Below are 25,334 nucleotides of genomic sequence, written 5' to 3' on the forward strand. Positions count from 1 at the left end.
ATCCTGGATAGGCGGCCACCTCCGGCGTGTGGCCGCGGTTCGCCTTACTCGGAGCGGTTCATTTTGGCTTTCAGCGCCGCCAGCTGCTCACTGATGGCGTCGTCGGCTTTCAGCTCGGCAAACTCCTGGTCCAGCGACTTCTTTTTACCAATGCTGATGCTTTCCGCTTCGGCTTCCATATGGTCGATGCGACGTTCGAACTGTTCGAAACGCGCCATCGCCTCATCCAGCTTGCCGCTGTCGAGCTGGCGGCGCACGTCACGAGAAGAAGATGCGGCCTGATGACGCAGCGCCAACGCCTGCTGCCGCGCACGGGTTTCTGTCAGCTTGTTTTCCAGCTCGCCGATTTCGCTCTTCATGCGCGCCAGCGTTTCTTCTACGGTCGACACTTCCTGCGTCAGCGTAGCGATCAGATCGGCCACCTTTTGTTTTTCGATCAGCGCCGCACGGGCCAAGTCTTCTTTATCTTTGCGCAGCGCCAGTTCGGCTTTTTCCTGCCAGTCACTGACCTGGTTTTCACCCTGCTCGATGCGACGCAGCAGCTGCTTTTTCTCCGCCAGCGCACGCGCCGACGTAGAGCGAACTTCAACCAGCGTGTCTTCCATCTCTTGGATCATCAACCGCACCAGCTTCTGCGGATCTTCCGCCTTGTCCAGCAGGGTGTTGATGTTGGCGTTCACGATGTCGGCAAAACGAGAAAAAATACCCATAATTCACTTCCTCTTGGTTCTGATGGCGTCTGAAGCGCCGCGTTAAGTCGTACAGCTTGCCCAAAGAGATAATCAAAACCCGTGCCAACTTTTATTTCATTGAAAAACAACAACTCTTTATTTTTGACTCTCTGCGCGCTTGCTGTAGAGTGATTATTTTCACCAAACATTGGCGAATTTCATCATGAACGAACAGCCAGAGAATTTGTTGGGCGAAGCAAACGCCTTTGTCGAAGTCTTGGAGCAAGTCTCCCAGGTCGCCAAGCTGAACAAGCCGGTGCTGGTGATCGGCGAACGCGGCACCGGCAAGGAGTTGATCGCCCACCGTCTGCACTACCTCTCCAACCGTTGGCAAGGGCCGTTCATCTCGCTTAACTGCGCGGCGCTGAATGAAAACCTGCTGGATTCCGAACTGTTCGGCCACGAGGCCGGCGCGTTTACCGGCGCCCAAAAGCGCCATCTGGGCCGCTTCGAACGCGCCGACGGCGGTACGCTGTTCCTCGATGAGCTGGCGACCGCACCGATGCTGGTGCAGGAGAAATTGCTGCGGGTGATCGAATACGGCCAGCTGGAACGCGTGGGCGGCAGCCAGCCGCTGCGGGTGGATGTGCGCCTGGTGTGCGCCACCAACGACGATCTGCCGGCGCTGGCGGCGGCGGGCAAATTCCGCGCCGATCTGCTAGATCGGCTGGCGTTCGACGTGGTGCAACTGCCGCCACTGCGCCAACGGCGGCCCGATATCATGCTGTTGGCCGAGCATTTCGCCATTCAAATGTGCCGCGAGCTGGCGCTGCCGCTGTTTCCCGGCTTTACCGAACGTGCCAGGCAAACGTTGCTCGAGTATGGCTGGCCGGGCAACGTGCGCGAACTGAAAAACGTGGTGGAGCGTTCAGTCTATCGTCACGGCGACAGCGACAGCCCGCTGGATGAGATCGTCATCAACCCGTTTGCGCCACGCGAGGCCACGCCGGTCGCGCCCATTCCTGAAGACGCCGGCGCGTTACCGCCGCTGCCGTTGGATTTGAAACTCTGGCAGCTGGAGCAGGAGAAGGCATTGATCGAAGCGGCGCTGCAGCAGGGGCGGTTCAATCAGCGCAAGGCGGCGCAGCTGCTGGGGCTCACCTATCATCAGCTGCGCGGTATGCTGAAAAAGCATGCGCTGCTGCAAAACGGCGAAGCGGACGAGGAATAACAGGCAAAAAAAAAAGCCAGCACCCGAGCTGGCTTAAAAAACACTGGAAGCAATGTGAGCAATGTCGTGCCTTCCACATCAGAGCCGCAAACTGTGGCCTTCCGTGAACTGCCAGGCGATGATAATAGTTATCAGTATCGTCTGTAAAGCACTTTGTTGAGAATTTTTCTCATCTCCACACGAAGATTGCGCAATTACCACTCAGGGAACGGGTCTGCCATGTCCAGCCAATAGTCCACGCCGGCGGCCATTTCATCGTCGCTCAACAGGCAGTCGTCCAGCAGACGCACGATCGTCGCCTGCTGTAAATGCTGGCCGATAAACACCAGCTCCTGGCGCATGTCGCCGAACGGTTCCACCCATTTCTCCTTAATATGCGCCCGCGTTTCGGGATCCTGTGGCCAGTTGTCTTGCGGGATGGCGCGCCAAAAGGTGCCCGCGAGGCCATAATGGGCGATGCCGCCCGCCTGGCTCCACTGCCCGGCCTGCCGCGGCCGCGTCGCCAGCCAGAAGAAGCCCTTCGACCGCAGCAGCTTGCCGCCTCCCCAGTCGCCGTTGATCACGCGGTAGAACTTGTCCGGCGCAAACGGCCGCCGCGCCTGATAGACAAAGCTACTGATGCCGTAGCTTTCCGTTTCCGGCACGTGTTCGCCGCGCAGCTCTTTCAGCCAGCCGGGTGCCTGCTGAGCCTTTTCAAAGCTGAAGCTGCCGGTATTCAGCACTACCTCCAGCGGCAGTTTGCCCGGCGCGATCGGCACAATGCGGGCGTCGGGGTTCAGGCTGGCCAGCAGCGCCATCACTTCGCCCTGCTGGGTTGGCGTCAATAGATCGGTTTTGCTGACCAGGATCACGTCGCAGAATTCGATCTGCTCAATCAACAGGTCCGCCACGCTGCGCAGATCGTCCTCGCCCAGGCTTTGACCGGCCTCCTGCAGGCTTTGCGCCTGCTGATATTGCTGGATGAAATTTACCCCGTCGACCACCGTCACCAGGGTATCCAGCCGGGCGAACTGCGACAGGCTTTCCCCTTCTTCATCCTCGAAAGTAAAGGTTTCCGCCACCGGCAGCGGTTCGGAGATGCCGCTCGATTCGATCAGCAGATAATCGAAGCGCCCGTCCTGCGCCAGCTCGCGCACCGACACCAGCAGGTCTTCGCGCAGCGTACAGCAGATGCAGCCGTTGCTCATCTCCACCAGCTTTTCCTGCTGGCGATCGAGGTGCACTTCATTCTCCACCAGCGCGGCGTCGATATTCACCTCGCTCATGTCGTTGACGATCACCGCCACGCGCATGCCCTGCCGGTTGTTCAGGATGTGGTTCAGCACCGTGGTCTTGCCGGCGCCGAGAAAGCCGGAAAGCACGGTCACGGGAAGTTGTTTCATGAGAGCCTCACTAAAATTCATTGCGTAATGCCTGGTAACCGCGCACCAGCTCGACGTTGGTGGCGGCCACTTCTTCCGAAAACTGCAGCGCGCCGCGGTCGACCTGGCGATAGCGCGACAGGTCGCTGTCCGGCCCCACGCGCTCGGTCGAGGGGATATAGCGGTTTTCCGGCAGCGTCACGCCATCCACCACCGCGTTATAACGCACCACGCAGCCGGACTGGATGTGGCAGTTGAACAGCACGCTGTTGAAACCGATAAATACCCGATCGTCGATGCGACACGGGCCGTGAACGATGGCGCGGTGGGCGATAGAGCTGTAACGGCCAATGGTGACCGCCGCCCCGCTCTTGGAATGGATCACCACACCGTCCTGAATATTGGAGTGCGAGCCGATGACGATAGGTTCCATGTCGCCGGCGGCGTTCAACTCGTCGGCGCGAATTACCGCATACGGCCCGACGTAGACGAAATCTTCGACGATCACCCGGCCGCAAATAATGGCGGTGGGATCGATGTAGGCCAGCGGCGAGACCTGCGGCAGATGGCCGCTGGGATTTTTACGCAGCATGGTGTTCTCCCCGCCAGCTCAGCTCCGCCACCGCATTGTGGGCATGCAGGCTCTCCTGATGCTCGACGCGCAGCGAAAAAGCGCGGTAGTCGCACTGGCTGCGCAGCATGCCATACAGACGGCGCGCCGCGTCCTCGCAAAACATCAGGTTCTGACCGTTGGCTAATGCGAAGGCCTGCTCGTCGCGGCGTTTCACCAGCGTTTGTACCGGCGTGCCCAGCGCGTGTTCGATGCGGTCAATCAGTTTCACCGGTTCGAACGCCCGTTCATTCTCGGGCGTCACGGTGATCCAGGCCCAGCTGCGTTGGCTGTGGGGCGTGGCCGGCATACCTTGCTCCAGCAGCCACTCGCTCACCTGGCGTTGGCTGACCCGCTCCGCCGCCTGTTCAAAATCAAACTGAAACTGTTGCTGCGCCAACTGACGGCTGAGCGCCGCCGAACTCGGGCAGGTAAAGGAATAAGGCACGCCGACGGTCAGCGCCAGCGTCAGCGTGCCTGCCAGGGTGGCCTCGATGCGCAGTGGGTAAGCCTTCCAGCCACGCTGTGGCGACAGCAGCGCCGGACGTGACAGCAACAGCTCGCCGCCGATCGACAAGCTGGCGCGATCGCTGTGTTCTGGCTGCGAATCCAGAAAGGCCTGCAGCGTCCGGCCGATGCGCTGCGGCGTCAGCTCGCCCTGCGTCAATTCGTCCAGCGCCAGATACAGCCGCGACATGTGAATACCGCGTTCGCCCGCCGCTTCGGCGCGCAGGTTGATGCCGGCGTCGACCTTCGCCATCAATGGCTTGCCAGCCAGTTCCAGCGGCAGCGCGATCCCTTGCATCCCGACCCAATCGAGCCCGACATCACTCATTTCGCCGCGCCATGCCTGAGCGTCCGGCAGCGAACGGCGTGGTGGAAGTGCAACTTCGTTCATACATCCCCTTGCGTTATTGTGACTTTGCCGGGGAACGGTAACACGGTTTTGTTATATTATAACATAACATGAAAAACTTTTTTCTTGCCGCTGAACGGCCTGATTAATCAAGTCGCAGAAAACTCAGCGATTTTGTTCAATGGATTGGGCTGCTGGTCAGAGTACGATACACTAACGCTATTGCTGATTAACCCATGAGCCTCTATGCGTGGTTTACCCTTTTGGATACTGTCGTTGTGCCTGACGGGCTCTGCCCTGGCCGCGACAACACCGCCCGTGCCCAGCGCGGCGCCGCTGCCGGACATTCGCCAGAGCGGCTTTGTTTATTGCGTCAGCGGCATACTGAATACCTTCAACCCGCAAATGGCCAGCAGCGGCCTGACGGTGGATACCCTGGCCGCCCAGCTGTACGATCGCCTGCTGGACGTCGACCCGTACACCTACCGGCTGATCCCCGAACTGGCGCAAAGCTGGGAGGTGCTGGACAACGGCGCCACCTACCGCTTCCATCTGCGCAAGGACGTACCGTTCCAGACCACCGCCTGGTTTACGCCCACCCGCAAGATGAACGCCGACGACGTGGTGTTCAGCTTCGCGCGCGTATTTGACCAAAAACACCCGTATCACGACGTCAACGGTGGCGAATACCCCTATTTCGACAGCCTGCAGTTCGGCGATTCGGTGCAGAGCGTGAGAAAGCTCGACGACTACACGGTGGAGATTCGCCTGCAGTCACCGGACGCCTCGTTCCTGTGGCACCTGGCGACCCACTACGCGCCGGTGCTGTCCGCCGAATACGCCGACACGCTGACGCGCCAAGGCCATCAGGAGCTGATCGACCGCGAGCCGGTCGGCAGCGGCCCGTTCCTGCTCAACGAATACCGCTCGGGGCAATATATTCGCCTGGCGCGCAACGCCGCCTACTGGAAAGGCCTGCCGCGCATGCCGCAGGTGGTGATCGATCTGGGCGCCGGCGGCACCGGCCGCCTCTCCAAGCTGCTGACCGGCGAGTGCGACGTACTGGCTTATCCGGCGGCCAGCCAGCTGTCGATCCTGCGCGACGATCCGCGCCTGCGCCTGACGCTGCGCCCTGGGATGAACATCGCCTATCTGGCGTTCAACACCCGCAAACCGCCGCTCGACAACCTCAATGTGCGCCAGGCGATTTCGCTGGCGATCAACAACCAACGATTGATGCAGTCGATCTATTACGGCACGGCGGAAACCGCCGCCTCAATCTTGCCGCGCGCCTCCTGGGCCTATGACAACGACGCGCACGTCACCGAGTACGATCCGGCCAAATCGCGCGAGATGCTGCGGCAGGCCGGCGTCGGCCAGCTGAACCTGAAGCTGTGGGTGCCGACCGCCTCGCAGTCTTACAACCCGAGCCCGCTGAAAACCGCCGAGCTGATCCAGGCCGATCTCGGCCAGGTGGGCATCAACGTCACCATCGTGCCGGTAGAAGGCCGTTTCCAAGAGGCGCGCCTGATGGAAATGAACCACGATCTGACCCTGACCGGCTGGGCCACCGACAGCAACGACCCGGACAGCTTCTTCCGGCCGCTGCTGAGCTGCGCGGCAATCCGTTCGCAAACCAACTATGCTCACTGGTGTGACCCAGGCTTCGACGAGGTGCTGCAGAACGCGCTGTTGTCGCAGCAGCTGTCTCAGCGCATCGACAACTACCGCAAGGCGCAGAAAATCCTCGAGCAGCAACTGCCGGTGCTGCCGCTGGCCTCTTCTTTGCGTCTGCAGGCCTACCGCTACGACATCAAGGGATTGGTGTTGAGCCCGTTCGGCAACGCCTCGTTCGCCGGGGTGTACCGTGAATCCGCGCCGGAGGTGAACAAGTGATTATCTTTACCCTGCGCCGCATTCTGCTGCTGCTGATCACGCTGTTCTTCCTGACGCTGGTCAGCTTCAGCCTGAGCTATTTCACGCCGCGCGCGCCGCTGAACGGCGCCGCCCTGCTGGACGCCTATCAGTTCTACTTCGTCAGCCTGCTCCATTGGGACTTCGGCGTCTCCAGCATCAACGGCCAGGCGATCAGCGAACAGCTGCGCGAAGTATTCCCGGCCACCATGGAACTGTGCCTGCTGGCGTTCGCCCTGGCGCTGTTTATCGGCATTCCGCTGGGCATCATCGCCGGCGTGCTGCGCGGCAAGTGGCAGGACACCGCCATCAGCACCTTCGCGCTGCTGGGCTTTTCAATGCCGGTGTTCTGGCTGGCGCTGCTGCTGATGCTGTTCTTCTCGCTGCATCTCGGCTGGCTGCCGGTTTCCGGCCGTTTCGATCTGCTGTATCAGGTGAAGCCTATCACCGGTTTCGCGCTGATCGACGCCTGGCTGTCGGACTCGCCGTATCGCGCCGAGATGATCGGCAGCGCCCTGCGCCACATGATCCTGCCGATCGCCGCGCTGGCGGTGGCGCCCACCACCGAAGTGGTGCGGCTGATGCGCATCAGCACCGACGACGTGCTGAGCCAAAACTACATCAAGGCCGCCGCCACCCGCGGCCTGTCGCGCTTCACCATCATTCGTCGCCACGTGTTGCACAACGCGCTGCCGCCGATCGTGCCCAAGCTGGGGCTGCAGTTCTCCACCATGCTCACGCTGGCGATGATCACCGAAGTGGTGTTCAGTTGGCCAGGCCTCGGCCGGTGGCTGATCAACGCAATTCGCCAGCAGGACTATGCGGCAATTTCCGCCGGCGTCATGGTGGTCGGCACACTGGTGATCACCATTAACGTTCTGGCCGACATTCTGGGTGCGGCAACCAACCCGCTGAAACATAAGGAATGGTATGCCCTTCGATAACGTATACCGCGAGAAAAAGATGCCGAGCCCGCTGCGCTACACCTGGCGGATTTTCTATGGCGACGCGCTGGCGATGATCGGTTTTTACGGGGTGATCGCCCTGCTGCTACTGTCGCTGTTCGGCAGCCTGCTGGCGCCCTACGCGCTGGATCAGCAGTTCCTTGGTTATCAGCTGCTGCCGCCGTCGTGGTCGCGCTATGGCAACGTGTCGTTTTTCCTCGGCACCGACGATCTCGGGCGCGACATCCTTAGTCGCCTATTGACCGGCACCGCCGCCACCTTCGGCTCCGCGCTGGCGGTGACGCTGGCCGCGGCGTTCTGCGGGGTGATCCTCGGCGTGTTCGCCGGCGTCACCCACGGGCTGCGCTCGGCGGTGCTCAACCACATCCTCGATACCCTGCTGTCGATTCCCTCGCTGCTGCTGGCGATCGTGGTGGTGGCGTTTATCGGCCCCAAACTTGAACACGCCATGCTGGCAGTGTGGCTCGCCTTGTTGCCGCGCATGGTGCGCACTATCTACAGCGCGGTGCACGACGAACTGGAGAAAGAGTACGTGGTGGCGGCCCGGCTTGACGGCGCTTCCACGCTGCAGATCTTATGGTACGCGGTCATGCCGAACATCGCGGCGGTGTTGGTGACCGAATTCACCCGCGCGCTGTCGATGGCCATTTTGGATATCGCCGCACTCGGCTTCCTCGATCTCGGCGCGCAGCTGCCTTCGCCGGAATGGGGAGCGATGCTCGGCGATTCGCTCGAGCTGGTGTACGTTGCGCCCTGGACGGTGATGCTGCCCGGCGCGGCCATCCTCGTCAGCGTGCTGCTGGTTAACCTGTTAGGCGACGGTATGCGCCGCGCAATCAATGCCGGGGTGGAATAATGCCGTTACTCGATATCCGCAATCTGACGATTGAATTTATGACCGCCGAAGGGCCGGTCAAGGCGGTCGATCGCGTCAGCATGACGCTGACCGAGGGCGAGGTGCGCGGCCTGGTGGGTGAATCGGGCTCCGGCAAGAGCCTGATCGCCAAGGCCATCTGCGGCGTGACCAAAGACAACTGGCGCGTCACCGCCGATCGCTTTCGCTTCGACGACATCGACCTGCTGCAGCTAAGCCCGCGCGAGCGGCGCAGGCTGGTGGGCCACAACGTCTCGATGATCTTCCAGGAGCCGCAGTCCTGTCTCGATCCTTCCGAAAGCATCGGCCGCCAGCTGGCGCAGGCCATACCGGGCTGGACCTACAAGGGCCGCTGGTGGCAACGCTTCAACTGGCGCAAACGCCGCGCCATCGAACTGCTGCACCGCGTCGGCATCAAGGATCACGACGACATCATGGGCAGCTTCCCGTACGAGCTGACCGAGGGCGAGTGCCAGAAAGTGATGATCGCCATCGCGCTGGCCAACCAGCCGCGCCTGCTGATCGCCGATGAGCCGACCAATGCCATGGAGCCGACCACTCAGGCGCAGATTTTCCGCCTGTTGGCGCGCCTCAACCAGAACAACAACACCACCATTCTGCTGATCAGCCACGACCTGCAGATGATGAGCAAGTGGGCCGACCGGGTGAACGTCTTGTACTGCGGGCAAACGGTGGAAAGCGCCCAGTGCGAAGAGTTGCTGGCGGCGCCGCACCACCCTTATACCCAGGCGCTGATCCGCGCCATGCCGGACTTCGGCCGCTCGCTGCCGCACAAAAGCCGGTTGAACACGCTACCGGGCGCCATTCCTTCACTGGAACACCTGCCGATCGGCTGCCGCCTGGGGCCACGCTGCCCTTACGCGCAGAAGAAGTGCATCGAAACGCCGCGCCTGCGCCCGGTCAAAAACCACTTCTTCGCCTGCCACTTCCCGCTGAACATGGAGGAGCAATAACATGGAAACGCTGTTGGAAGTGCGCAACCTGAGCAAAACCTACCGCTACCGCACCGGGCTGTTCCGCCGTCAGCACGTCGAGGCGGTGAAATCCGTCAGCTTTACCCTGCGTGAAGGTCAGACGCTGGCGGTGATCGGTGAGAACGGCTCTGGCAAATCCACGCTGGCGAAAATGCTCTCCGGCATGGTGGAACCGACCGCCGGCGAACTGCTGATCGACGATCATCCGCTGGCGTTCGGTGATTATCGCTACCGCAGCCAGCGCATTCGTATGATTTTTCAGGATCCGAGCACCTCGCTCAACCCGCGTCAGCGCATCGGCCAGCTGCTGGATGCGCCGCTGCGGTTGAACACCGATCTGGAACCCGCCGAGCGCGAGCAGCGTATCAACCAGACGCTGCGCCAGGTCGGCATGCTGCCGGATCACGCTTACTACTATCCGCACATGCTGGCTTCCGGGCAAAAACAGCGCGTCGCGCTGGCCCGTGCGCTGATCCTGCAGCCGAAGGTGATCGTCGCCGATGAGGCGCTGGCCTCGCTGGACATGTCGATGCGCTCGCAAATCATCAACCTGATGCTGGAACTGCAGGAAAAACACGGCATTTCCTATATCTACGTCACCCAGCACCTCGGCATGATGAAGCATATCAGCGACCAGGTGCTGGTGATGCACGAAGGGGAAATCGTCGAACGTGGCAGCACCGCCGAGGTGTTGGCGGCGCCGCTGCACGAATTGACCAAGCGTCTTATCGCCAGCCACTTCGGCGAGGCGCTGACCGCCGACGCCTGGCGACGCGACGGCGGCCGTTTCTGAGCCCCGTCCTGGCCTGCAACAAACCCGCTGCGGCGGGTTTTTTATTGCTGCGCGCCTCGGTCGCTTAGCGAGAAAATGCACATACAAATTACATTCTTGTTATATATCCTTATATTTTATTCCTTTCAGTTATTGATTAGTCCGTAACATTATTTTATCTCGCCAGGGCGATCGGTGAGGATATCCCCTACGTTGAGCCTCTCATACGACAGGATATCGCACTGATGAACAGCCTTCGCCATCGCCGCCTCGCGCAGTTTCTTCTCACGCTGGCCACCGGTTTCTCTGTTTACGGCCACGCGCTGTACTGCGATGAGCTGCGCTAAATCCGCCTTTCGCCCCGCCTGCGGGCATGTTGCCTCTTTGTCCAGCCACCGCTGCCGTACGCAGCGGTGGTTGTTGATCATGATTAAGGATTGACCCTATGGAACGACTCCGTCGACAACATAATGCCCAGTGGTATCACGAAACCCAAAGCAGCGTGCGGGGCGATACGCCGTTGGAGCCGCAGGCGGCTACCCTGCGCGATCGTTTTCTGCTGGGGCTGGGTGCCTTCGCCGATGAAGCGTTAAACAGCGCGCTCGGCGCCCGCGCCGGGGTATTCAACGCCTCACTGGCCGGTTACCACGCCCTGTTTCCCGACCAGGTGTCGCTATCACGATACGTGACATTGTCACCCTACGATCGCCTCAGCACCGCACTGACCGTCGCTCAGGTGACCGGCGTGCAGTCCCTCTGTAGCCACTATGCCGCCCGCCTCGCCCCGCTGCACAGCCCGGACGCCTCCCGAGAAAGCAATATCCGGCTCGCCCAGATCACCCAATATGCCCGCCAGCTTGCCAGCCAACCCACGCTGATTTGCCGCAAGGCGCTGCAACAGCTTGTCGACGTCGGGCTGAGCCCTGCGGATATCGTCACCTTTTCGCAAATCATCGGTTTTGTCAGCTATCAGGCGCGTGTGGTAGCTGGCATCGCGGCGTTAGCCGGCCGACCGGCGGTAGTGGTGCCCGGCTTCCCGAATGTCGAAGACGCCGATGGCGTCGCTTTCAGTACCGAAGAACTGAGCTGGACTGCGCGGCTGCCGCCGATCGACACGGAAACCGCCGCCGCCGAACAGCTTGACGTGTTGGATCAGAGCCACCCGCAGGCGCGCGCCGAATCTTATTATCTGCTGTTAGCGCACGATGCCGCCGCACTGCGCGAACGCAACGGCGTGTTCAATGGCATCAATGCCGAAGGGTATGGGTTATCGAGCCGCCTGAAGGCGCTGGCGACGCTGGTGGTCTCGCGCATCAACGGCAGCCGTTACTGCGCGGCCACGGTGGCGCATGAAATGCAGGATGACGGATTGGTACAGGCGCTGTTCACCGGGCTGCCTCAGGGATTGGCCTCTACCGAGGATACGGTCAAACGCGCGGTGATCCACACCGCCGCCGAGCTGACGCGCGCACCGGAGAAATTTACCCCGCAGAGCGTGCAGCCGTTGTTCAACAGCGGTCTGAATCAGGCGCAGGCGCTGGAAGTGATCCTCACCGCCGCACTCTACGCCTGGGAAAATCGCCTGCGCCAAACGTTGGGCGATGCAACATCTTCCATCACCGCCGACTGAATACCGCTATGCGGCCTTATTACCGGCCGCAATACGGCGCGTTTTAGACATTCTGCTGACGCAGCCACTCGCTGGCGGCATCGAAGAACTTTTGCGCCAACGGCGTAGCGCGCTCCGCCATATCGACGACCACCGCCGCATGACGCGGCATGGCGCCGATGGCCACCGGACGCCGCTGCAACGCCGGCATCAACGGCGATTGCAGCTGGCCGCGCGGGAACAGTCCGCAGCCCAAACCGACGAAAATACCTTCGAGCAGTTGGAAGATCGACGCGGTCTCAAGCCGCGGGTGCAGCGTCAACCCGGCGTCGCGAAAGTGTTGATCGAGATAGCGGCGGAAATAACGCGTCGGCTCGGCGAGACACAACGGCAAGGCGGCCACCGCCTCCAGCGGCAACGGCGTATCGCCCACCAGCTTCGGGAAATGTTGCGGATGAAATACCAGCTCGACGCCGGTTTCCACCAGCGGTTGCGATTGGAAATGCAGCTCCTTCAAGGTCGACAGCTCGAAAAAGCCGATGCCGATGTCGACGGTGTGCGCCGTCAGCGCCTCCAGCAGCTGATCAGCGCTCAGCACCGCCAGCCGGTAATCGAGATGCGGGTAACGTTCGCTGACCGCCTTGAGCATTTCCGATACCGAGATACTGCACTGCGGCACCACGCCGAGGCGCAGCGTGCCGTGCAAACCGTGCTTGAGCGACTCCACTTCCAGCTTCAGCCCCTGATAAACCGAGACGATCTCACGCGCCCACGCCAACACCCGCTCGCCTTCGGCGGTAAAACCGCCGAAATGGTTGCCGCGGTTAATCAGCGAAACGCCCAGCTCTTTTTCCAAATTTTTCAATCGCATGGATAGCGTCGGCTGGCTGACGAAGCTGGCCTCCGCCGCCCGGCCGAAGTGGCGCTCTCGTTCCAGATTGCACAAATAAATCAGTTGTTTAATATCCATAGCGCAGCTCAATGATCGGCATTCGCACCAGTATACCACCGGGGGCCGCCGCCCGCCCGACGAGTCAGAGCCTCAGCTTCACGTAATCCACCAGGCGCGAGAACACGCCGCCCTGCGGTACCGCCTGCAGCGCCACCAGCGGTAGGGTTTTCACTACCTGGCCATTGTCGCTGATGCGGATCTCGCCGACGGTTTGCCCTTTACCAATCGGCGCTTCCAGCCGCGCGGTATTGATCACGTACTGCGCCTTCAGCTTGTCCGCTTCGTTTTTTGGCAGGCTGAGCGACTGCTCTTGCACGCTGCCGACCGGTAACCGGTGATTCTCGCCGTACCAGACTGGCTCTTCCCCCAGGCTCTGGCCGGCGCTGAACAGGTGTACCGTGGTAAAGTCGCGCAGCCCCCAGCTCAGCAGCTTGCGCGCCTGTTCCTCGCGGCCTTTGGAACTTTTGCCGCCCATCACCACGGCAATCAGGCGGCGATCCCCTTCGGTGGCGGAGGCGATGATGTTGAAGCCGGCCGAGGCGGTGTGCCCAGTTTTCAACCCATCGACGTGCAGCGTCTTATCCCACAGCAGGCCGTTGCGGTTCTGCTGCGTGATACCGTTCCAGGTCAGCGATTTCTCGCTGTACATGTGGTATTCCGCCGGCTCACTCATGATGATGGCGCGCGCAATCACCGCCAGATCGCCGGCGGTGGTGAATTGCCCCGGCGCATCCAGCCCGTGTACCGTTTCGAAATGGGTGTTCTGCAGGCCCAGCTGCGCGCTCTTCTCGTTCATCAGCTTGACGAAGTTGGCCTGGCTGCCCGCCACATAGTCCGCCATCGCCACGCAGGCATCGTTGCCGGAATCGATGATGATGCCGCGGCTGAGATCGCGAACCGTGACCCTGTCACCAGGCTTCAGGAACATCAACGAAGAGCCTTTGAACACCGGGTTGCCCTGCGCCCAGGCGTCTTTCCCCACGGTGACGACATCGTCGAGGCCAATCTTGTGCTGATCGAGCGCGTGGTCGATCACCAACCCGGTCATGAGTTTGGTCAAGCTGGCCGGGTTGCGCCGTTCGTCGGCATTGTCGGCCGCCAGTACCTGGCCGGTAGTGTAATCCATCAAAACGTAAGAGGCGGCGTCTATCGCCGGTGGGGTCATGGTGGGAAAATGGGGCGTCGTTTCCGCCGCCTGCGCCGCTAAAGGCAGTAATATACCGCCGATCACCACTGATACTGAACGCTTCACGCTGTGTTCCTCAGGCCCGCAGGCTGAATAAAATGCCAATATAATCCGCGAGATAGACTGCATGAATTCACTTTCAGACGAAACCATTACTCTTTTGCAGCGGGTGTCTTTATGCAACCATTTGTTTAGGTCAGCGTCCGCCTGCGATAGATACGCTCTATGCCGCCATTGCCCCATTCGATTAGACGCCTGCCTGCCACGCCCCTAAACTTGTGACATAAATACGCAAGACGCATAAAAAAGCGTTTACTTTTTAGCTACAACCACCTGCGAAGTGTCACCATGAAATTCAAACCGTCAATCAAGCCTTATACCGGCCCAGCGGGCGGCTGGGGTTCGCTTGAAGCCACCACCCGCTTTGTCCTCGACAGTAAACAAACGCTAAAAAACATGCGCAACCTGATGCGCGTCAACAAGGCACGCGGCTTCGACTGCCCCGGTTGCGCCTGGGGCGACGACAACCACAGCACCTTCAGCTTCTGCGAAAACGGCGCCAAAGCGGTCAGTTGGGAAGCGACGCGCAGCGCCGTGGAGCCTGAGTTCTTCGCCGCCCACAGCGTCAGCACCCTGCAGCAGCAGAGCGACTATTTCCTCGAATACCAGGGTCGCCTCACCCATCCGATGCGCTACAACGCCGAAACCGACCACTATGAGCCTATCCATTGGCCGGACGCGCTGGCGCTGATCGCCAAGCACATCAACGATATGGACAACCCGAACCAGATCGAGCTGTATACCTCGGGCCGCGCCAGCAACGAAGCGTCGTACCTTTATCAGCTGTTCGGCCGCATGCTCGGCACCAGCAATTTCCCCGACTGCTCCAACATGTGTCACGAAGCGAGCGGCGTCGGGCTGAAGCAGAGCATCGGCGTTGGCAAAGGCACCATCCGCATCGATGACTTCGAAAAGGCCGACGCCATCTTCGTGTTCGGTCAAAACCCCGGCACCAACCACCCGCGCATGTTGCACAGCCTGAAAAACGCCGCCCGACGCGGCGCGCGTATCGTCAGTTTCAACACCCTGCGCGAACGTGGGCTGGAAAGGTTCGCCGATCCGCAGGATCCGGTACAGATGCTGACGCCAAAATCCTCGCCGATCAGCTCTTCCTATTACCAACCAAATCTGGGCGGCGATATGGCAGCGGTGCGCGGCATGGTGAAAGCGCTGCTGGAAACTCACCGCCAGCGTATGGCCGCTGGTGAACCCGCCCTGTTCGACCTGGCATTTATCGAACAGCACAGCGTCGGCGTGGAGGCTTACCTGGCGCAGGTGGACGCGACCGAGTGGCAGACCATTACCGCGCAATCGGGCCTGAGCGAAGCGCAATTGCGCCAGGCGGCGGCCACCTACCAGGGTGCCGAACGGGTGATCTGCACCTGGGCGATGGGCGTGACTCAGCATAAACACTCTATTGCGACGGTGCGTGAAATCACCAACCTGCAGCTGCTGTTCGGGCAACTGGGCAAACCAGGCGCCGGTCTGTGCCCGGTGCGCGGCCACAGCAACGTCCAGGGTAACCGCACCATGGGGATTGATGAGAAGTCGCCGAAGGCGCTGCTCGACAGCCTGGAACGCCACTTTAACTTCACCGCCAATCGCGCGGTGGGGCACAACACGGTGGAAGCGATCGAAGCGATGCTGCGCGGCGAAGTGAAAGTGCTGATCGCGCTGGGCGGCAACCTGGCCGCCGCAGCGCCGGACACCGAACGCACCGCCCGCGCCCTGCGCAACTGCGATTTGACGGTGCATATCAGCACCAAGCTTAACCGCAGCCACCTGGTGACCGGCAAAGACGCGCTGATCCTGCCGACGCTCGGCCGCACCGAACTGGACATGCAGGCCAGCGGCTCGCAGTACATCACGGTCGAGGATTCATTCAGCATGGTTCACGCTTCGGAAGGCATCGGCAAACCGCTGGCGGATACTCAACGTTCAGAGACGGCGATCGTCTGCGGCATCGCCGACGCCGTGCTAGGTACGCAACAGCTGGACTGGCTGGAACTGGCCGACGACTATTCGCTGATCCGCGATCATATCGCCGCCACCATTCCCGGCTTCGAAGATTTCAACCGGCGCTGCGACCAGCCCGGCGGTTTCTACCTGGGCAATGCTGCCGCCGAACTGCGCTTCGCCACGCCGAGCGGCAAGGCGGAATTCAGCGCCGCCGCGCTGCCGACCACCCTGTTCCCGCAGTTGGGCGACGAGCAAGCGCCGTTTACCCTGCAGACGCTGCGCTCGCACGATCAGTACAACACCACCATCTATGGTCTGGATGACCGCTATCGCGGCGTTTACGGCCAGCGCGAAGTGTTGTTCATCCATCCGGAGGATCTGGCGGCACTGGGCCTACAGGATGGCGAACGGGTAGAGATAGAAACCCTGTGGAACGATGGCGTGGTGCGTAAAGTGGACGGGTTCAAGCTGGTGAGTTACGACATTCCGCGTGGCAACCTGGCGGCCTACTACCCGGAAACCAACCCGCTGGTGCCGCTGGCCAGCTTCGGCGACGGTACCGGCACCCCGACCTCGAAGTCGATCCCGGTGGTGATTCGCCGCAGCGAGCAGCAACCCTCGCTGCGTATTGCCTGAACATGCGCGCCCGGTTCACACCGGGCGCGCCAATATTTCCAGGATAGTCTGCAACTCGTCGGACAGCTGATGCCGTCGCCAGACGAAGTACAGATCGCTCACGCCCTCCTCACCCATTTCCACCACCTTCAACCCTGGTGCCGGCAAGATCAGCGGCAGCAACGAACCGGGCACGCAGGCCACGCCGCAACCGGCCTGCACGCAGGCCGCCATCGCGGCATAAGACTCCATTTCCAGCGTCATGCGCGGTTTCAGCCCGCGCGAGGCCAGCCAGTGATCCACCTTCAGGCGAAACGAACATTCGCGGCTGAACGTGTAAAACTCCAGCGGCACCAGCGTGGCGGCGTCGGGTTCCCCGACATCGGCCGGCATCAGCAATACCAGCCGTTCATCGAATGCCTTTTGGCTGGCCAGTAACGGATGCTCAATCGGGCCGTCGGTGATCGCCAGGTCGAGATCGCTGTCGATCAGCATGCGTTCCAGCACCAGCGAGTCGCGGCTCAGTACGTTGATGTGCAGATGAGGCTGTAAACGGCGCAGCCGGGCAATACGCGCCGGTAAATGGCTGACCAGCGAGAAATCCAGCGCCCCGAGGTTCAGCAGCCCATGCTGATGCTCGCCGGCGAACAGCTGCTTGCTGCGCTCCGCCTGCGCCACGATGTCGCGCGCCTGCTGGTAGAACAGCCGCCCTTTGGGATTGACGTACAGCCGGTTCTTGTCGCGGAAAAACAGCTCGCCGCCCAGCGACTCCTCTAGTTCGCGCAGCCGCAGCGTGACGTTGGAAGGCACGCAGTGCAGCTCGCGGGCGGCGGCGGCGATGGTTTTGTGTTCCACCACGGTGCAGAAATACTTCAGCTGGCTCAGCTTCATCTATCATTCACTTTTAGTTAGTGTTTTAGTTAAAAACAATTACTTTAGATTAGCATCGATTTCACCTACAGTCTGCCGACACCCTGAGGAGGATCACTGATGCCACTGAATGATTTACTGACGCTGCCCGGCGTGGCGGCCCAACCGGACGCGGTTACCGACGGTTACGTGTTCAACCACACCATGATCCGCGTGAAGGATCTGGCCAAAGCGCTGGATTTCTATACGCGCGTGCTGGGCTTTACCCCGGTCTATCTGGAAGAGTTCAAAGAAGCCGCTTTCACCATCTGCTACCTGACGCGCAGCCCGCGCGAGCAGATCCCGCAGGATGACGACGAACGCAAACGCTGGGCGCTGAGCCAGCCGGGTATTCTCGAGCTGACCCATAACCACGGCACCGAAAATCAGGCGGATTTCCACTACCACAACGGCAACAGCGAACCGCGCGGCTTTGGCCACCTGTGTGTCACGGTGCCGGACGTGCGCGCCGCCTGCGAGCGGTTTGAGCGCCTGGGCGTCACCTTCCAGAAACGCCTGCATGAAGGCCGCATGAACTACGTGGCGTTCATTCGCGATCCGGACGATTACTGGATTGAAATCCTGCAGCCGACGCCGCTGCGGGACTGATTGTCCCACGCCCTTCACCCCGGCCTGCGCGCCGGGGTGTTTCATCGTTCGCCCTTCGATTGACCATTCTTGCGCAAAATCGCGCGGCAACGCGGGGTTCCGTGACGTTAGGCTTGCTCGCAGCGGGTGATTCGCGTAAAACTGTCAGCCGCAAATCTTGCCACTCACAACCCATTCACTGGACGATATGTTTCAAGATAACCCGCTGCTGGCGCAGCTTAAACAGCAACTTCACTCTCAGACCCCGCGCGTTGAAGGCGTCGTGAAAGGGACCGAGAAAGGCTTTGGCTTTCTTGAAGTAGACGGTCAAAAAAGCTACTTCATTCCACCGCCGTACATGAAGAAAGTCATGCACGGGGATCGCATTATCGCCACCCTGCACACCGAGAAAGAGCGCGAAATCGCCGAGCCGGAAACCCTGGTCGAGCCGTTCCTGTCGCGCTTTGTCGGCCGCGTGCAAAAGCGCGACGATCGCCTGTCCATCGTGCCCGATCATCCGTTGCTGAAAGATGCGATTCCGTGCCGCCCGGTGCGTGAACTGACCCACAACTTCCAGGCCGGCGACTGGGCGGTGGCGGAAATGCGCCGCCATCCGCTGAAAGGCGATCGCGGTTTCAACGCCGACCTGACCCACTTTATCACCGAAGGCGAAGACCATTTCGCCCCGTGGTGGGTGACGCTGGCGCGTCACAACCTGGAAAAAGAGGCGCCGGAGATGCAGGCCCTCAGCGAGCCGGACGCTGCGCTGGTGCGTGAAGATCTGACCGCGCTCGAATTCGTCACCATCGACAGCGCCAGCACCGAGGACATGGACGATGCGCTGTACGTGACCGACAACGGTGACGGTTCGCTGCAGTTGACCATCGCCATCGCCGATCCGACTGCCTACGTCGAACAAGGCAGCAAGCTGGACGATATCGCCCGCGTGCGCGCCTTCACCAATTACCTGCCGGGCTTCAACATCCCGATGCTGCCGCGCGATCTGTCGGACAACCTGTGCTCGCTGCGCCCTAACGAGCGCCGCCAGGTGCTGGCTTGCCGCGTGACCATCGCCGCCGACGGCGCGCTAGGCGACGATATTCAGTTCTTCGCCGCCGAGATCGAATCCAAAGCCAAACTGGTGTACGACGAAGTCTCCGACTGGCTGGACGGCATTGCCGGCTGGCAACCGCCGAGCGACGCCATCGCGCAACAAATCACCCTGCTGAAGCGCGTTTGCGATGCGCGCAATGCCTGGCGCCACCAGCATGCGCTGGTGTTCAAAGATCGTCCGGACTACCGCTTCGTGCTGGGTGAAAAAGGCGACGTGCTGGAGATCGTTACCGAGCAGCGCCGCAGCGCCAACCGCATCGTTGAAGAGTGCATGATCGCCGCCAACGTCTGCGCCGCCATCGTGCTGCGCGATCGCCTGGGCTTCGGCGTGTACAACGTGCACACCGGTTTCGATCCTGCGCTGGTTGAACAAGCGGTCACCGTGCTGCAGGCCAACGGCGTGGAAGCCGAAGCCGAGAAGCTGCTGACCCTCGACGGTTTCTGCGAACTGCGCCGCCACCTGGATGCGCAGCCGACCCAGTTCCTCGACAGCCGCATCCGTCGCTTCCAGACCTTCGCCGAGATCAGCACTACGCCGGGGCCACACTTCGGTCTGGGTCTGGAGGCTTACGCCACCTGGACATCGCCGATCCGTAAATACGGCGATATGGTCAACCATCGTCTGCTGAAGGCGATCATCAACCAGCAACCGGCGGAAAAGCCACAGGATGACGTCACGGTGCAGCTGGCGGAGCGCCGCCGCCTGAACCGCATGGCGGAGCGCGACGTCGGCGACTGGCTGTACGCCCGCTTCCTGCAGGACAAGGCCGGTACCGATACCCGCTTCAACGCCGAGATCATCGACGTGACCCGTGGCGGCCTGCGTGTACGCCTGCTGGACAACGGCGCGGTTGCCTTCATCCCGGCACCGTTCATTCACGCGGTGCGTGACGAGATGCAGTGCAGCCAGGAAACCGGCACCGTGCAGATTAAAGGCGAAGTGGTTTACCGCCAGAGCGATACCTTGCAGGTCACCATCGCCGAAGTGCGCATGGAAACCCGCAGCGTGATCGCCCGCCCGGCGGCCTGAACGCCAGCCTGAAACGGTCGCAACGCAAAGCGCCGACGGTGAAAACCGCCGGCGTTTTTTTTCGGCTAGCGCAGCGGCTCTCCGCCGGTTTCACGCAGCAATGGCAGCACCGCCAGCGAAGCCAGCGTAGCCACCATCAGATAGACGGCGGGCGCCAGCAGCGAACCGCTCAGCGCGATCGACTGCGAAGCGATGTACTGGGCGAAGCCGCCGAAGATCGCCACCCCGAGGCTGTAGACCAACGCAAACCCCAGCGCACGAATGCGCTGCGGGAACAGCTCCGAAATCATCAGCATGGTCGGCACCGAACCGAGCGTGGTCAACCCGACCAGCACCGCGACGATCAGCAGCAGCACCGCAGGATGCGGCACCGCGCTCAGCCACCAAAACGCCGGCAGGGCCACGATCAGAATCGCGATCCGCGACCCGCGGATCAGCGGCAGACGGCCGTAACGATCGCACCAGTGCCCGACCAGCAGACTGCCGCCGAAGGTGATGAGCCCCGCCAATAGCATCGCGGCATAACCGTAGGCCTGCGCCATTCCCAGGTATTTCACCGCGTAGGTGCCGAGATAATACATCGAGATGTAAGTGGCGACGGTGGCGCCGATGGTCAGCATCACACCGAGCACTACCGCCCGCGAGTGCTGGCGCAGCTGAGCAGGCGGCTCGTGAGCCCGCGCCACCGACGGCCGATCGCTTTCCAGCCCGAGACGCAGCCAGCAACCGAGCGGCGCCAGCGCCACGCCGATAAAGAATGGAATGCGCCATCCCCACTCGGCCATGGCGTTCGGTTCGCCGGAAAGCACCGGCAAGGCCGCACTGAGCGCCAGCGCGGTGACGCCGCCAACCACGGTGGCGATGCCCTGCGTCGCCAGTGACCAGCTGGAATAGAAACCGCGCCGATTGGGCGGCGCCGACTCCACCAGCAACGACATCGACGCCCCCACCTCGCCGCCCGCCGCTACGCCCTGGATCAGACGCGCGGCCACCAGCGTGGCGGTTCCCCAATAGCCGGCGCTGGCGTAGGTCGGCGCAAAGCCGATCATCGCCGTGCCCAGGCTCATCAAGGAAATCGTCAGGATCATCGCCGGCTTGCGGCCACAGCGATCGGCATAGGCGCCAATCAGAATGCCGCCCAGCGGCCGCATGAAAAAGCTGACGCCGAACGTGGCAAACGCCAACAGCAACGCCAGATGCGGATCGCTAGACGGGGGAAAAAACAATACGCTGATATAAATAACGAAGAAGTTATAAATACCGAAATCGAAAAACTCCAGCGCATTACCGAAGGAGGCGGCGAATATGACCTTTTTGCCACCGACCTTCGGGGCCGATATTATTTCCGTTTGGGTTTCAGCCGTATTTTCACTCATCATTATCTTCCCTGTTATTATTTTTCGCGTTTATTTTAAATACGCTTCCGCCAACGCTCCCCAATACTGGCTGCCGGCCGCCAGACAGCCGTCATTGAAGTCATATCCCGGGTTATGCACCATGCAGCTGCCTTCGCCATCGCCGTTGCCAACGATCAGGTAGCAGCCCTGCGGATGTGCATCGAGCATGAAGGAGAAATCTTCGCTGCCCATCAGCGGCCGGGCACCGTAGTGCGCGCGGGCGGCGCCGAACTGCTGCTCCGCCACACGGTGGGCAAAGCGGGTCATCGCTTCGTCGTTGACCAACACCGGCGTACCGTTAACGTGCTCCACCACCGCGTGGGCACCGAAGCTTGCCGCCTGCGCCTCGATCAGCGCCGGAATGCGCGCCAGCAGGATTGCGCGCGCCTGACGATCCAGAGAGCGTACGCTGAGCTTCATTTCCGCGCTGTCCGGGATCACGTTGGCCGCCTCACCGGCCTTGATGCTGCCGACGGTGATCACGGCCGCCTCCAGCGGATCGATATTACGCGAAACGATGCTCTGTAGGGCGACAGTGATATGCGAGGCCACCAGCACGGGATCGACCGCCAGCTGCGGGATGGCGCCGTGGCCGCCACGCCCCTGCACCCGCACGTTGAACTGATCCATCGAGGCCATAAACGGACCGTGTTGGAAGAAGAACTCGCCGAGCGGCATCCCCGGCATGTTGTGCATGGCGAAGATGGCGTCGCAGGGGAAGCGCTCGAACAGCCCCTGTTCCACCATGCGCGCGCCGCCGTTCAGCATCTCTTCCGCCGGTTGGAAAATCAGGTGCAGCGTGCCGTTGAAGTTGCGCGTTTGCGCCAGATAGCGGGCGGCACCGAGCAACATAGTGGTGTGCCCATCATGGCCGCAGGCGTGCATGCGGTTGGCCACGCTGCTGCTCCAGGGCTTGCCGTTGTTCTCTTCGATCGGCAGAGCGTCCATATCGGCACGCAATCCGAGGCGTTTAACGCCGTCGCCCACCCGCAACGTACCCACCACGCCGGTGCCCGCCAATCCGCGGTGCACCTCATAGCCCCACGAACTCAGATAATCCGCCACCAGATCGCTGGTGCGAAACTCTTCGAAACCCAATTCAGGGTGCTGATGAATATCGTGCCGAATGGCCGTGAGCTGCGGTAAATACCCTTCGATGATTTTATTTATCATAATTAAATTCCTTTCGTAGCTTTATTATTTATTTGATGAATGATTAAGCCTGCGGGTGAAAATAAAGGTATAACACGGCATGAATAATTTTATTTCGGCACGCCTCGACAGATAAAATAATAATCCGCCAGACACCGTGCCCAGATAAAAAACGACGATAATTCGCTGTGCGCGCCGTGAAAATGCAGAATGAATAACTGCTCAGGATGGTGTGGGCGACAGCCTGCGCCAACGCGGTTTCATCACGTTGTTTTTACACTAAAACCCCACCTGCTTCACATTTCTCATCCGACCTGCCGCGGTTCGGCGGCAAAACTTCTACTGTTAAAACGTCATTCCTAATAACAACGTTGATTTTTACCTCTGCACGCCAAGGAGTTGTTTCATGAAAAACATCAGGTCCGGATTTATCTGGCTGCTGGTGGCGTTGGTCGGCGCCTTCGCTTTCGCCATGCTGGCGCTCAGCCGTGGCGAGCACGTCAACGCCGTCTGGCTGGTGGTCGCCGCCGTCGCCTGCTACAGCATCGCCTACCGCTTCTACAGCCGGTTCATTGCCGACAAGGTCTTTGAACTGGATGACCGTCGTCTGACCCCGGCAGAACGTCACAACGACGGCCTGGACTACGTGCCCACCAACAAATGGGTGCTGTTCGGCCACCACTTCGCCGCCATCGCCGGTGCCGGGCCGCTGGTGGGGCCGATCCTGGCCGCGCAGATGGGCTTCCTGCCGGGAACCATCTGGATCCTGGTCGGCGTCATGCTGGCCGGCGCGGTGCAGGATTTCCTGGTGCTGTTCATCTCCACACGCCGCGACGGCCGTTCGCTGGGGGAAATGGCCAAGCAAGAGCTGGGCGCATTCGCCGGGGTGATCACCATGCTCGGCGCACTGGGGGTGATGATCATCATCCTGTCGGCGCTGGCGCTGGTGGTGGTAAAAGCGTTGGCCGACAGCCCGTGGGGGCTGTTCACCATCGCCGCCACCATCCCGATCGCCCTGTTCATGGGCATCTACATGCGCTTTATCCGGCCGGGCAAAATCGCTGAAATTTCGGTGATTGGCTTCGTGCTGATGCTGCTGGCGATCGTTTACGGCGGCAACGTGGCGCAAGATCCCTATTGGGGGCCGTTCTTCACGCTGCACGGTACCACCCTGACCTGGGTGCTGGTGATCTACGGCTTCGTCGCCTCGGTGCTGCCGGTGTGGCTGCTGCTGGCGCCGCGCGATTACCTTTCCACCTTTATGAAAATCGGCGTCATCATCGGCCTGGCTATCGGCATCGTCTTCGCCATGCCGGAGATGAAAATGCCGGCGGTCTCGCGCTTCATCGACGGCAGCGGCCCGGTGTTCGCCGGCGCCCTGTTCCCGTTCCTGTTCATCACCATCGCCTGCGGCGCCATTTCCGGCTTCCACGCGCTGGTCTCCAGCGGCACCACGCCCAAGCTGGTGGAACGCGAAAGCCACATTCGCTTTATCGGTTACGGCGCCATGCTGATGGAGTCTTTCGTCGCCATCATGGCGCTGATCTGCGCCTCGGTGCTGGATCCGGGCGTTTACTTCGCCATGAACTCGCCGGCGGCACTGATCGGCACCACGGTGGAAAATGCTTCGCAGGTGATCAACAGCTGGGGCTTTATCGTCACGCCGGAAACGCTGGCGCTGATCGCCAAAGAGGTGGGCGAGAACTCCATCCTGTCGCGCGCCGGCGGCGCCCCGACCTTCGCCGTGGGCATGGCGCACATCATCAGCGAGGTGTTCAACAGCCGGGCGATGATGGCCTTCTGGTACCACTTCGCCATTCTGTTCGAAGCGCTGTTCATCCTGACCGCCGTCGACGCCGGTACCCGCGCCTGTCGCTTTATGGTGCAGGATTTGGTGGGCGTGGCGGTACCGCAGTTGGCCAACAACCGCTCCTGGTTCGGCAACCTGGCGGGCACCACGGTGGCGGTGGCCGGCTGGGGCTTCTTCGTGTATCAGGGCGTGGTCGATCCGCTCGGTGGCATCAATACCCTGTGGCCGCTGTTCGGTATCGGCAACCAGATGCTGGCGTCGATGGCGCTGATCCTCGGCACCTTGGTGCTGTTCAAGATGAAAAAACAGCGCTACGCTTGGGTCACCATTTTACCGACCGCCTGGCTGTTCGTGACCTCCATGACCGCCGGCTGGCAGAAGATCTTCCACGAGAAACCGAGCATCGGTTTCCTGGCGCAGGCGAAGAAATTCTCCACCGGCATCGAGCAAGGCACGATCATTGCGCCGGCCAAGTCTTTGAAAGACATGGAAACCATCGTGTTCAGCAACCAGATCAACGCCGCGCTGTGCGGGTTCTTTATGCTGGTGGCGGTAACCATGCTGATTGCCGCCTTCTTCGCGATCCGCCGGGCGCTGCGTTCCGAACAGCCGACGACGCACGAGGTCGGCGCCGCGCTGCGAGAGGAGACCGGCCGCGGCTAAGCGAACCGAGCATCAAGCAAGGGCGCCGCGGCGCCCTTTTTA

The 25,334-nt window shown here is 61.1% G+C and carries 21 protein-coding genes; 11 read left to right on the plus strand and 10 right to left on the minus strand.

The features are described 5' to 3' along the window. Positions 1-44: 44 nt before the first annotated feature. Complete coding sequence (pspA, locus tag ACJ8J4_RS03925; protein ID WP_193402309.1) at positions 45-710, minus strand: phage shock protein PspA; 666 nt, start codon at positions 708-710, stop codon at positions 45-47. Between the two features lie 184 nt (positions 711-894). Here pspA and pspF point away from each other — a divergent pair, with 184 nt between their 5' ends. Next, positions 895-1,902, plus strand: coding sequence for a phage shock protein operon transcriptional activator (gene pspF, locus ACJ8J4_RS03930; protein WP_025303001.1), 1,008 nt, complete (start codon positions 895-897; stop codon positions 1,900-1,902). Positions 1,903-2,096: 194 nt separating this feature from the next. On the opposite strand, the gene zigA is transcribed toward pspF, so the two are convergent. The 3 genes from zigA to folE2 are packed head-to-tail and all read right to left on the minus strand — an operon-like array spanning position 2,097 to position 4,771. Further along, positions 2,097-3,284, minus strand: coding sequence for a zinc metallochaperone GTPase ZigA (zigA, locus tag ACJ8J4_RS03935; protein WP_197835967.1), 1,188 nt, complete (start codon positions 3,282-3,284; stop codon positions 2,097-2,099). A 10-nt stretch (positions 3,285-3,294) separates the two neighbouring features. Then, on the minus strand, positions 3,295-3,855 hold the full coding sequence (locus tag ACJ8J4_RS03940) for a carbonate dehydratase (RefSeq protein ID WP_025303003.1): 561 nt from the start codon (positions 3,853-3,855) through the stop codon (positions 3,295-3,297). After that, positions 3,845-4,771 carry a GTP cyclohydrolase FolE2 gene (gene folE2, locus ACJ8J4_RS03945; protein WP_442515990.1) on the minus strand — a complete coding sequence of 309 codons (927 nt, stop codon included), beginning with the start codon at positions 4,769-4,771 and terminating at the stop codon, positions 3,845-3,847. Before folE2 ends, ACJ8J4_RS03940 begins: the two co-directional genes overlap by 11 nt. Before the next feature lie 204 nt (positions 4,772-4,975). Here folE2 and sapA point away from each other — a divergent pair, with 204 nt between their 5' ends. Genes sapA through sapF form a run of 5 tightly spaced genes read left to right on the plus strand, consistent with a single transcriptional unit; the run spans position 4,976 to position 10,270 of the window. Continuing rightward, positions 4,976-6,625 carry an ABC transporter substrate-binding protein SapA gene (gene sapA, locus ACJ8J4_RS03950; protein WP_025303005.1) on the plus strand — a complete coding sequence of 550 codons (1,650 nt, stop codon included), beginning with the start codon at positions 4,976-4,978 and terminating at the stop codon, positions 6,623-6,625. Then, positions 6,622-7,587 (plus strand): putrescine export ABC transporter permease SapB, encoded by a 966-nt coding sequence (gene sapB, locus ACJ8J4_RS03955; protein ID WP_004930575.1) that lies wholly within the window; start codon positions 6,622-6,624, stop codon positions 7,585-7,587. Before sapA ends, sapB begins: the two co-directional genes overlap by 4 nt. Next, a complete protein-coding gene (gene sapC, locus ACJ8J4_RS03960) occupies positions 7,574-8,464 on the plus strand; it encodes a putrescine export ABC transporter permease SapC (protein WP_004930580.1) in 891 nt (296 codons plus the stop codon). The genes sapB and sapC overlap by 14 nt, the downstream gene beginning before the upstream one ends. After that, a complete protein-coding gene (gene sapD, locus ACJ8J4_RS03965) occupies positions 8,464-9,456 on the plus strand; it encodes a putrescine export ABC transporter ATP-binding protein SapD (RefSeq protein WP_019452674.1) in 993 nt (330 codons plus the stop codon). The genes sapC and sapD overlap by 1 nt, the downstream gene beginning before the upstream one ends. A gap of 1 nt (position 9,457) precedes the next feature. Beyond that, positions 9,458-10,270: a putrescine export ABC transporter ATP-binding protein SapF gene (gene sapF / locus ACJ8J4_RS03970; protein ID WP_016927550.1), complete on the plus strand. Its 813-nt coding sequence runs from the start codon at positions 9,458-9,460 to the stop codon at positions 10,268-10,270. 149 nt (positions 10,271-10,419) lie between these two features. Here sapF and ACJ8J4_RS03975 read toward each other — a convergent pair whose 3' ends face one another. After that, positions 10,420-10,677 (minus strand): hypothetical protein, encoded by a 258-nt coding sequence (locus tag ACJ8J4_RS03975; RefSeq protein WP_141998194.1) that lies wholly within the window; start codon positions 10,675-10,677, stop codon positions 10,420-10,422. A gap of 17 nt (positions 10,678-10,694) precedes the next feature. On the opposite strand from ACJ8J4_RS03975, the gene ACJ8J4_RS03980 reads away from it, so the two are divergent. Beyond that, positions 10,695-11,879 carry a CMD domain-containing protein gene (locus ACJ8J4_RS03980; RefSeq protein WP_049295717.1) on the plus strand — a complete coding sequence of 395 codons (1,185 nt, stop codon included), beginning with the start codon at positions 10,695-10,697 and terminating at the stop codon, positions 11,877-11,879. Between the two features lie 43 nt (positions 11,880-11,922). On the opposite strand, the gene ACJ8J4_RS03985 is transcribed toward ACJ8J4_RS03980, so the two are convergent. Beyond that, positions 11,923-12,828 carry a LysR family transcriptional regulator gene (locus ACJ8J4_RS03985; RefSeq protein WP_089195936.1) on the minus strand — a complete coding sequence of 302 codons (906 nt, stop codon included), beginning with the start codon at positions 12,826-12,828 and terminating at the stop codon, positions 11,923-11,925. A 64-nt stretch (positions 12,829-12,892) separates the two neighbouring features. Next, the gene (gene dacD, locus ACJ8J4_RS03990) at positions 12,893-14,062 is read right to left on the minus strand and encodes a serine-type D-Ala-D-Ala carboxypeptidase DacD (protein ID WP_089180971.1); all 1,170 of its coding nucleotides are present in this window, start codon (positions 14,060-14,062) and stop codon (positions 12,893-12,895) included. Between the two features lie 282 nt (positions 14,063-14,344). Between dacD and ACJ8J4_RS03995 the strand changes: the two genes are divergently transcribed. Continuing rightward, positions 14,345-16,651: an FdhF/YdeP family oxidoreductase gene (locus tag ACJ8J4_RS03995; RefSeq protein ID WP_197832015.1), complete on the plus strand. Its 2,307-nt coding sequence runs from the start codon at positions 14,345-14,347 to the stop codon at positions 16,649-16,651. Positions 16,652-16,666: 15 nt separating this feature from the next. On the opposite strand, the gene ACJ8J4_RS04000 is transcribed toward ACJ8J4_RS03995, so the two are convergent. Next, entirely contained in the window at positions 16,667-17,521 is an 855-nt protein-coding gene (locus tag ACJ8J4_RS04000; RefSeq protein WP_197835969.1) for a LysR family transcriptional regulator, read from the minus strand. Positions 17,522-17,620: 99 nt separating this feature from the next. Between ACJ8J4_RS04000 and gloA the strand changes: the two genes are divergently transcribed. Then, on the plus strand, positions 17,621-18,148 hold the full coding sequence (gloA, locus tag ACJ8J4_RS04005; protein WP_025303012.1) for a lactoylglutathione lyase: 528 nt from the start codon (positions 17,621-17,623) through the stop codon (positions 18,146-18,148). A 187-nt stretch (positions 18,149-18,335) separates the two neighbouring features. Beyond that, on the plus strand, positions 18,336-20,270 hold the full coding sequence (locus ACJ8J4_RS04010) for an exoribonuclease II (protein ID WP_025303013.1): 1,935 nt from the start codon (positions 18,336-18,338) through the stop codon (positions 20,268-20,270). A gap of 65 nt (positions 20,271-20,335) precedes the next feature. Here the strand turns inward: ACJ8J4_RS04010 and ACJ8J4_RS04015 are convergent, their stop codons facing one another. Together ACJ8J4_RS04015 and ACJ8J4_RS04020 are read right to left on the minus strand one after the other, a co-directional pair. Next, positions 20,336-21,646, minus strand: a complete 1,311-nt coding sequence (locus tag ACJ8J4_RS04015) for an MFS transporter (protein WP_043140662.1) — start codon at positions 21,644-21,646, stop codon at positions 20,336-20,338. Between the two features lie 30 nt (positions 21,647-21,676). Further along, complete coding sequence (locus tag ACJ8J4_RS04020; RefSeq protein WP_025303015.1) at positions 21,677-22,840, minus strand: M20 aminoacylase family protein; 1,164 nt, start codon at positions 22,838-22,840, stop codon at positions 21,677-21,679. Positions 22,841-23,225: 385 nt separating this feature from the next. On the opposite strand from ACJ8J4_RS04020, the gene ACJ8J4_RS04025 reads away from it, so the two are divergent. Then, positions 23,226-25,292 carry a carbon starvation CstA family protein gene (locus ACJ8J4_RS04025; protein WP_197835971.1) on the plus strand — a complete coding sequence of 689 codons (2,067 nt, stop codon included), beginning with the start codon at positions 23,226-23,228 and terminating at the stop codon, positions 25,290-25,292. Positions 25,293-25,334 lie beyond the last annotated feature (42 nt).

The organism is Serratia sp. CY47280 (assembly GCF_052168655.1).
GTDB lineage: Bacteria > Pseudomonadota > Gammaproteobacteria > Enterobacterales > Enterobacteriaceae > Serratia > Serratia bockelmannii.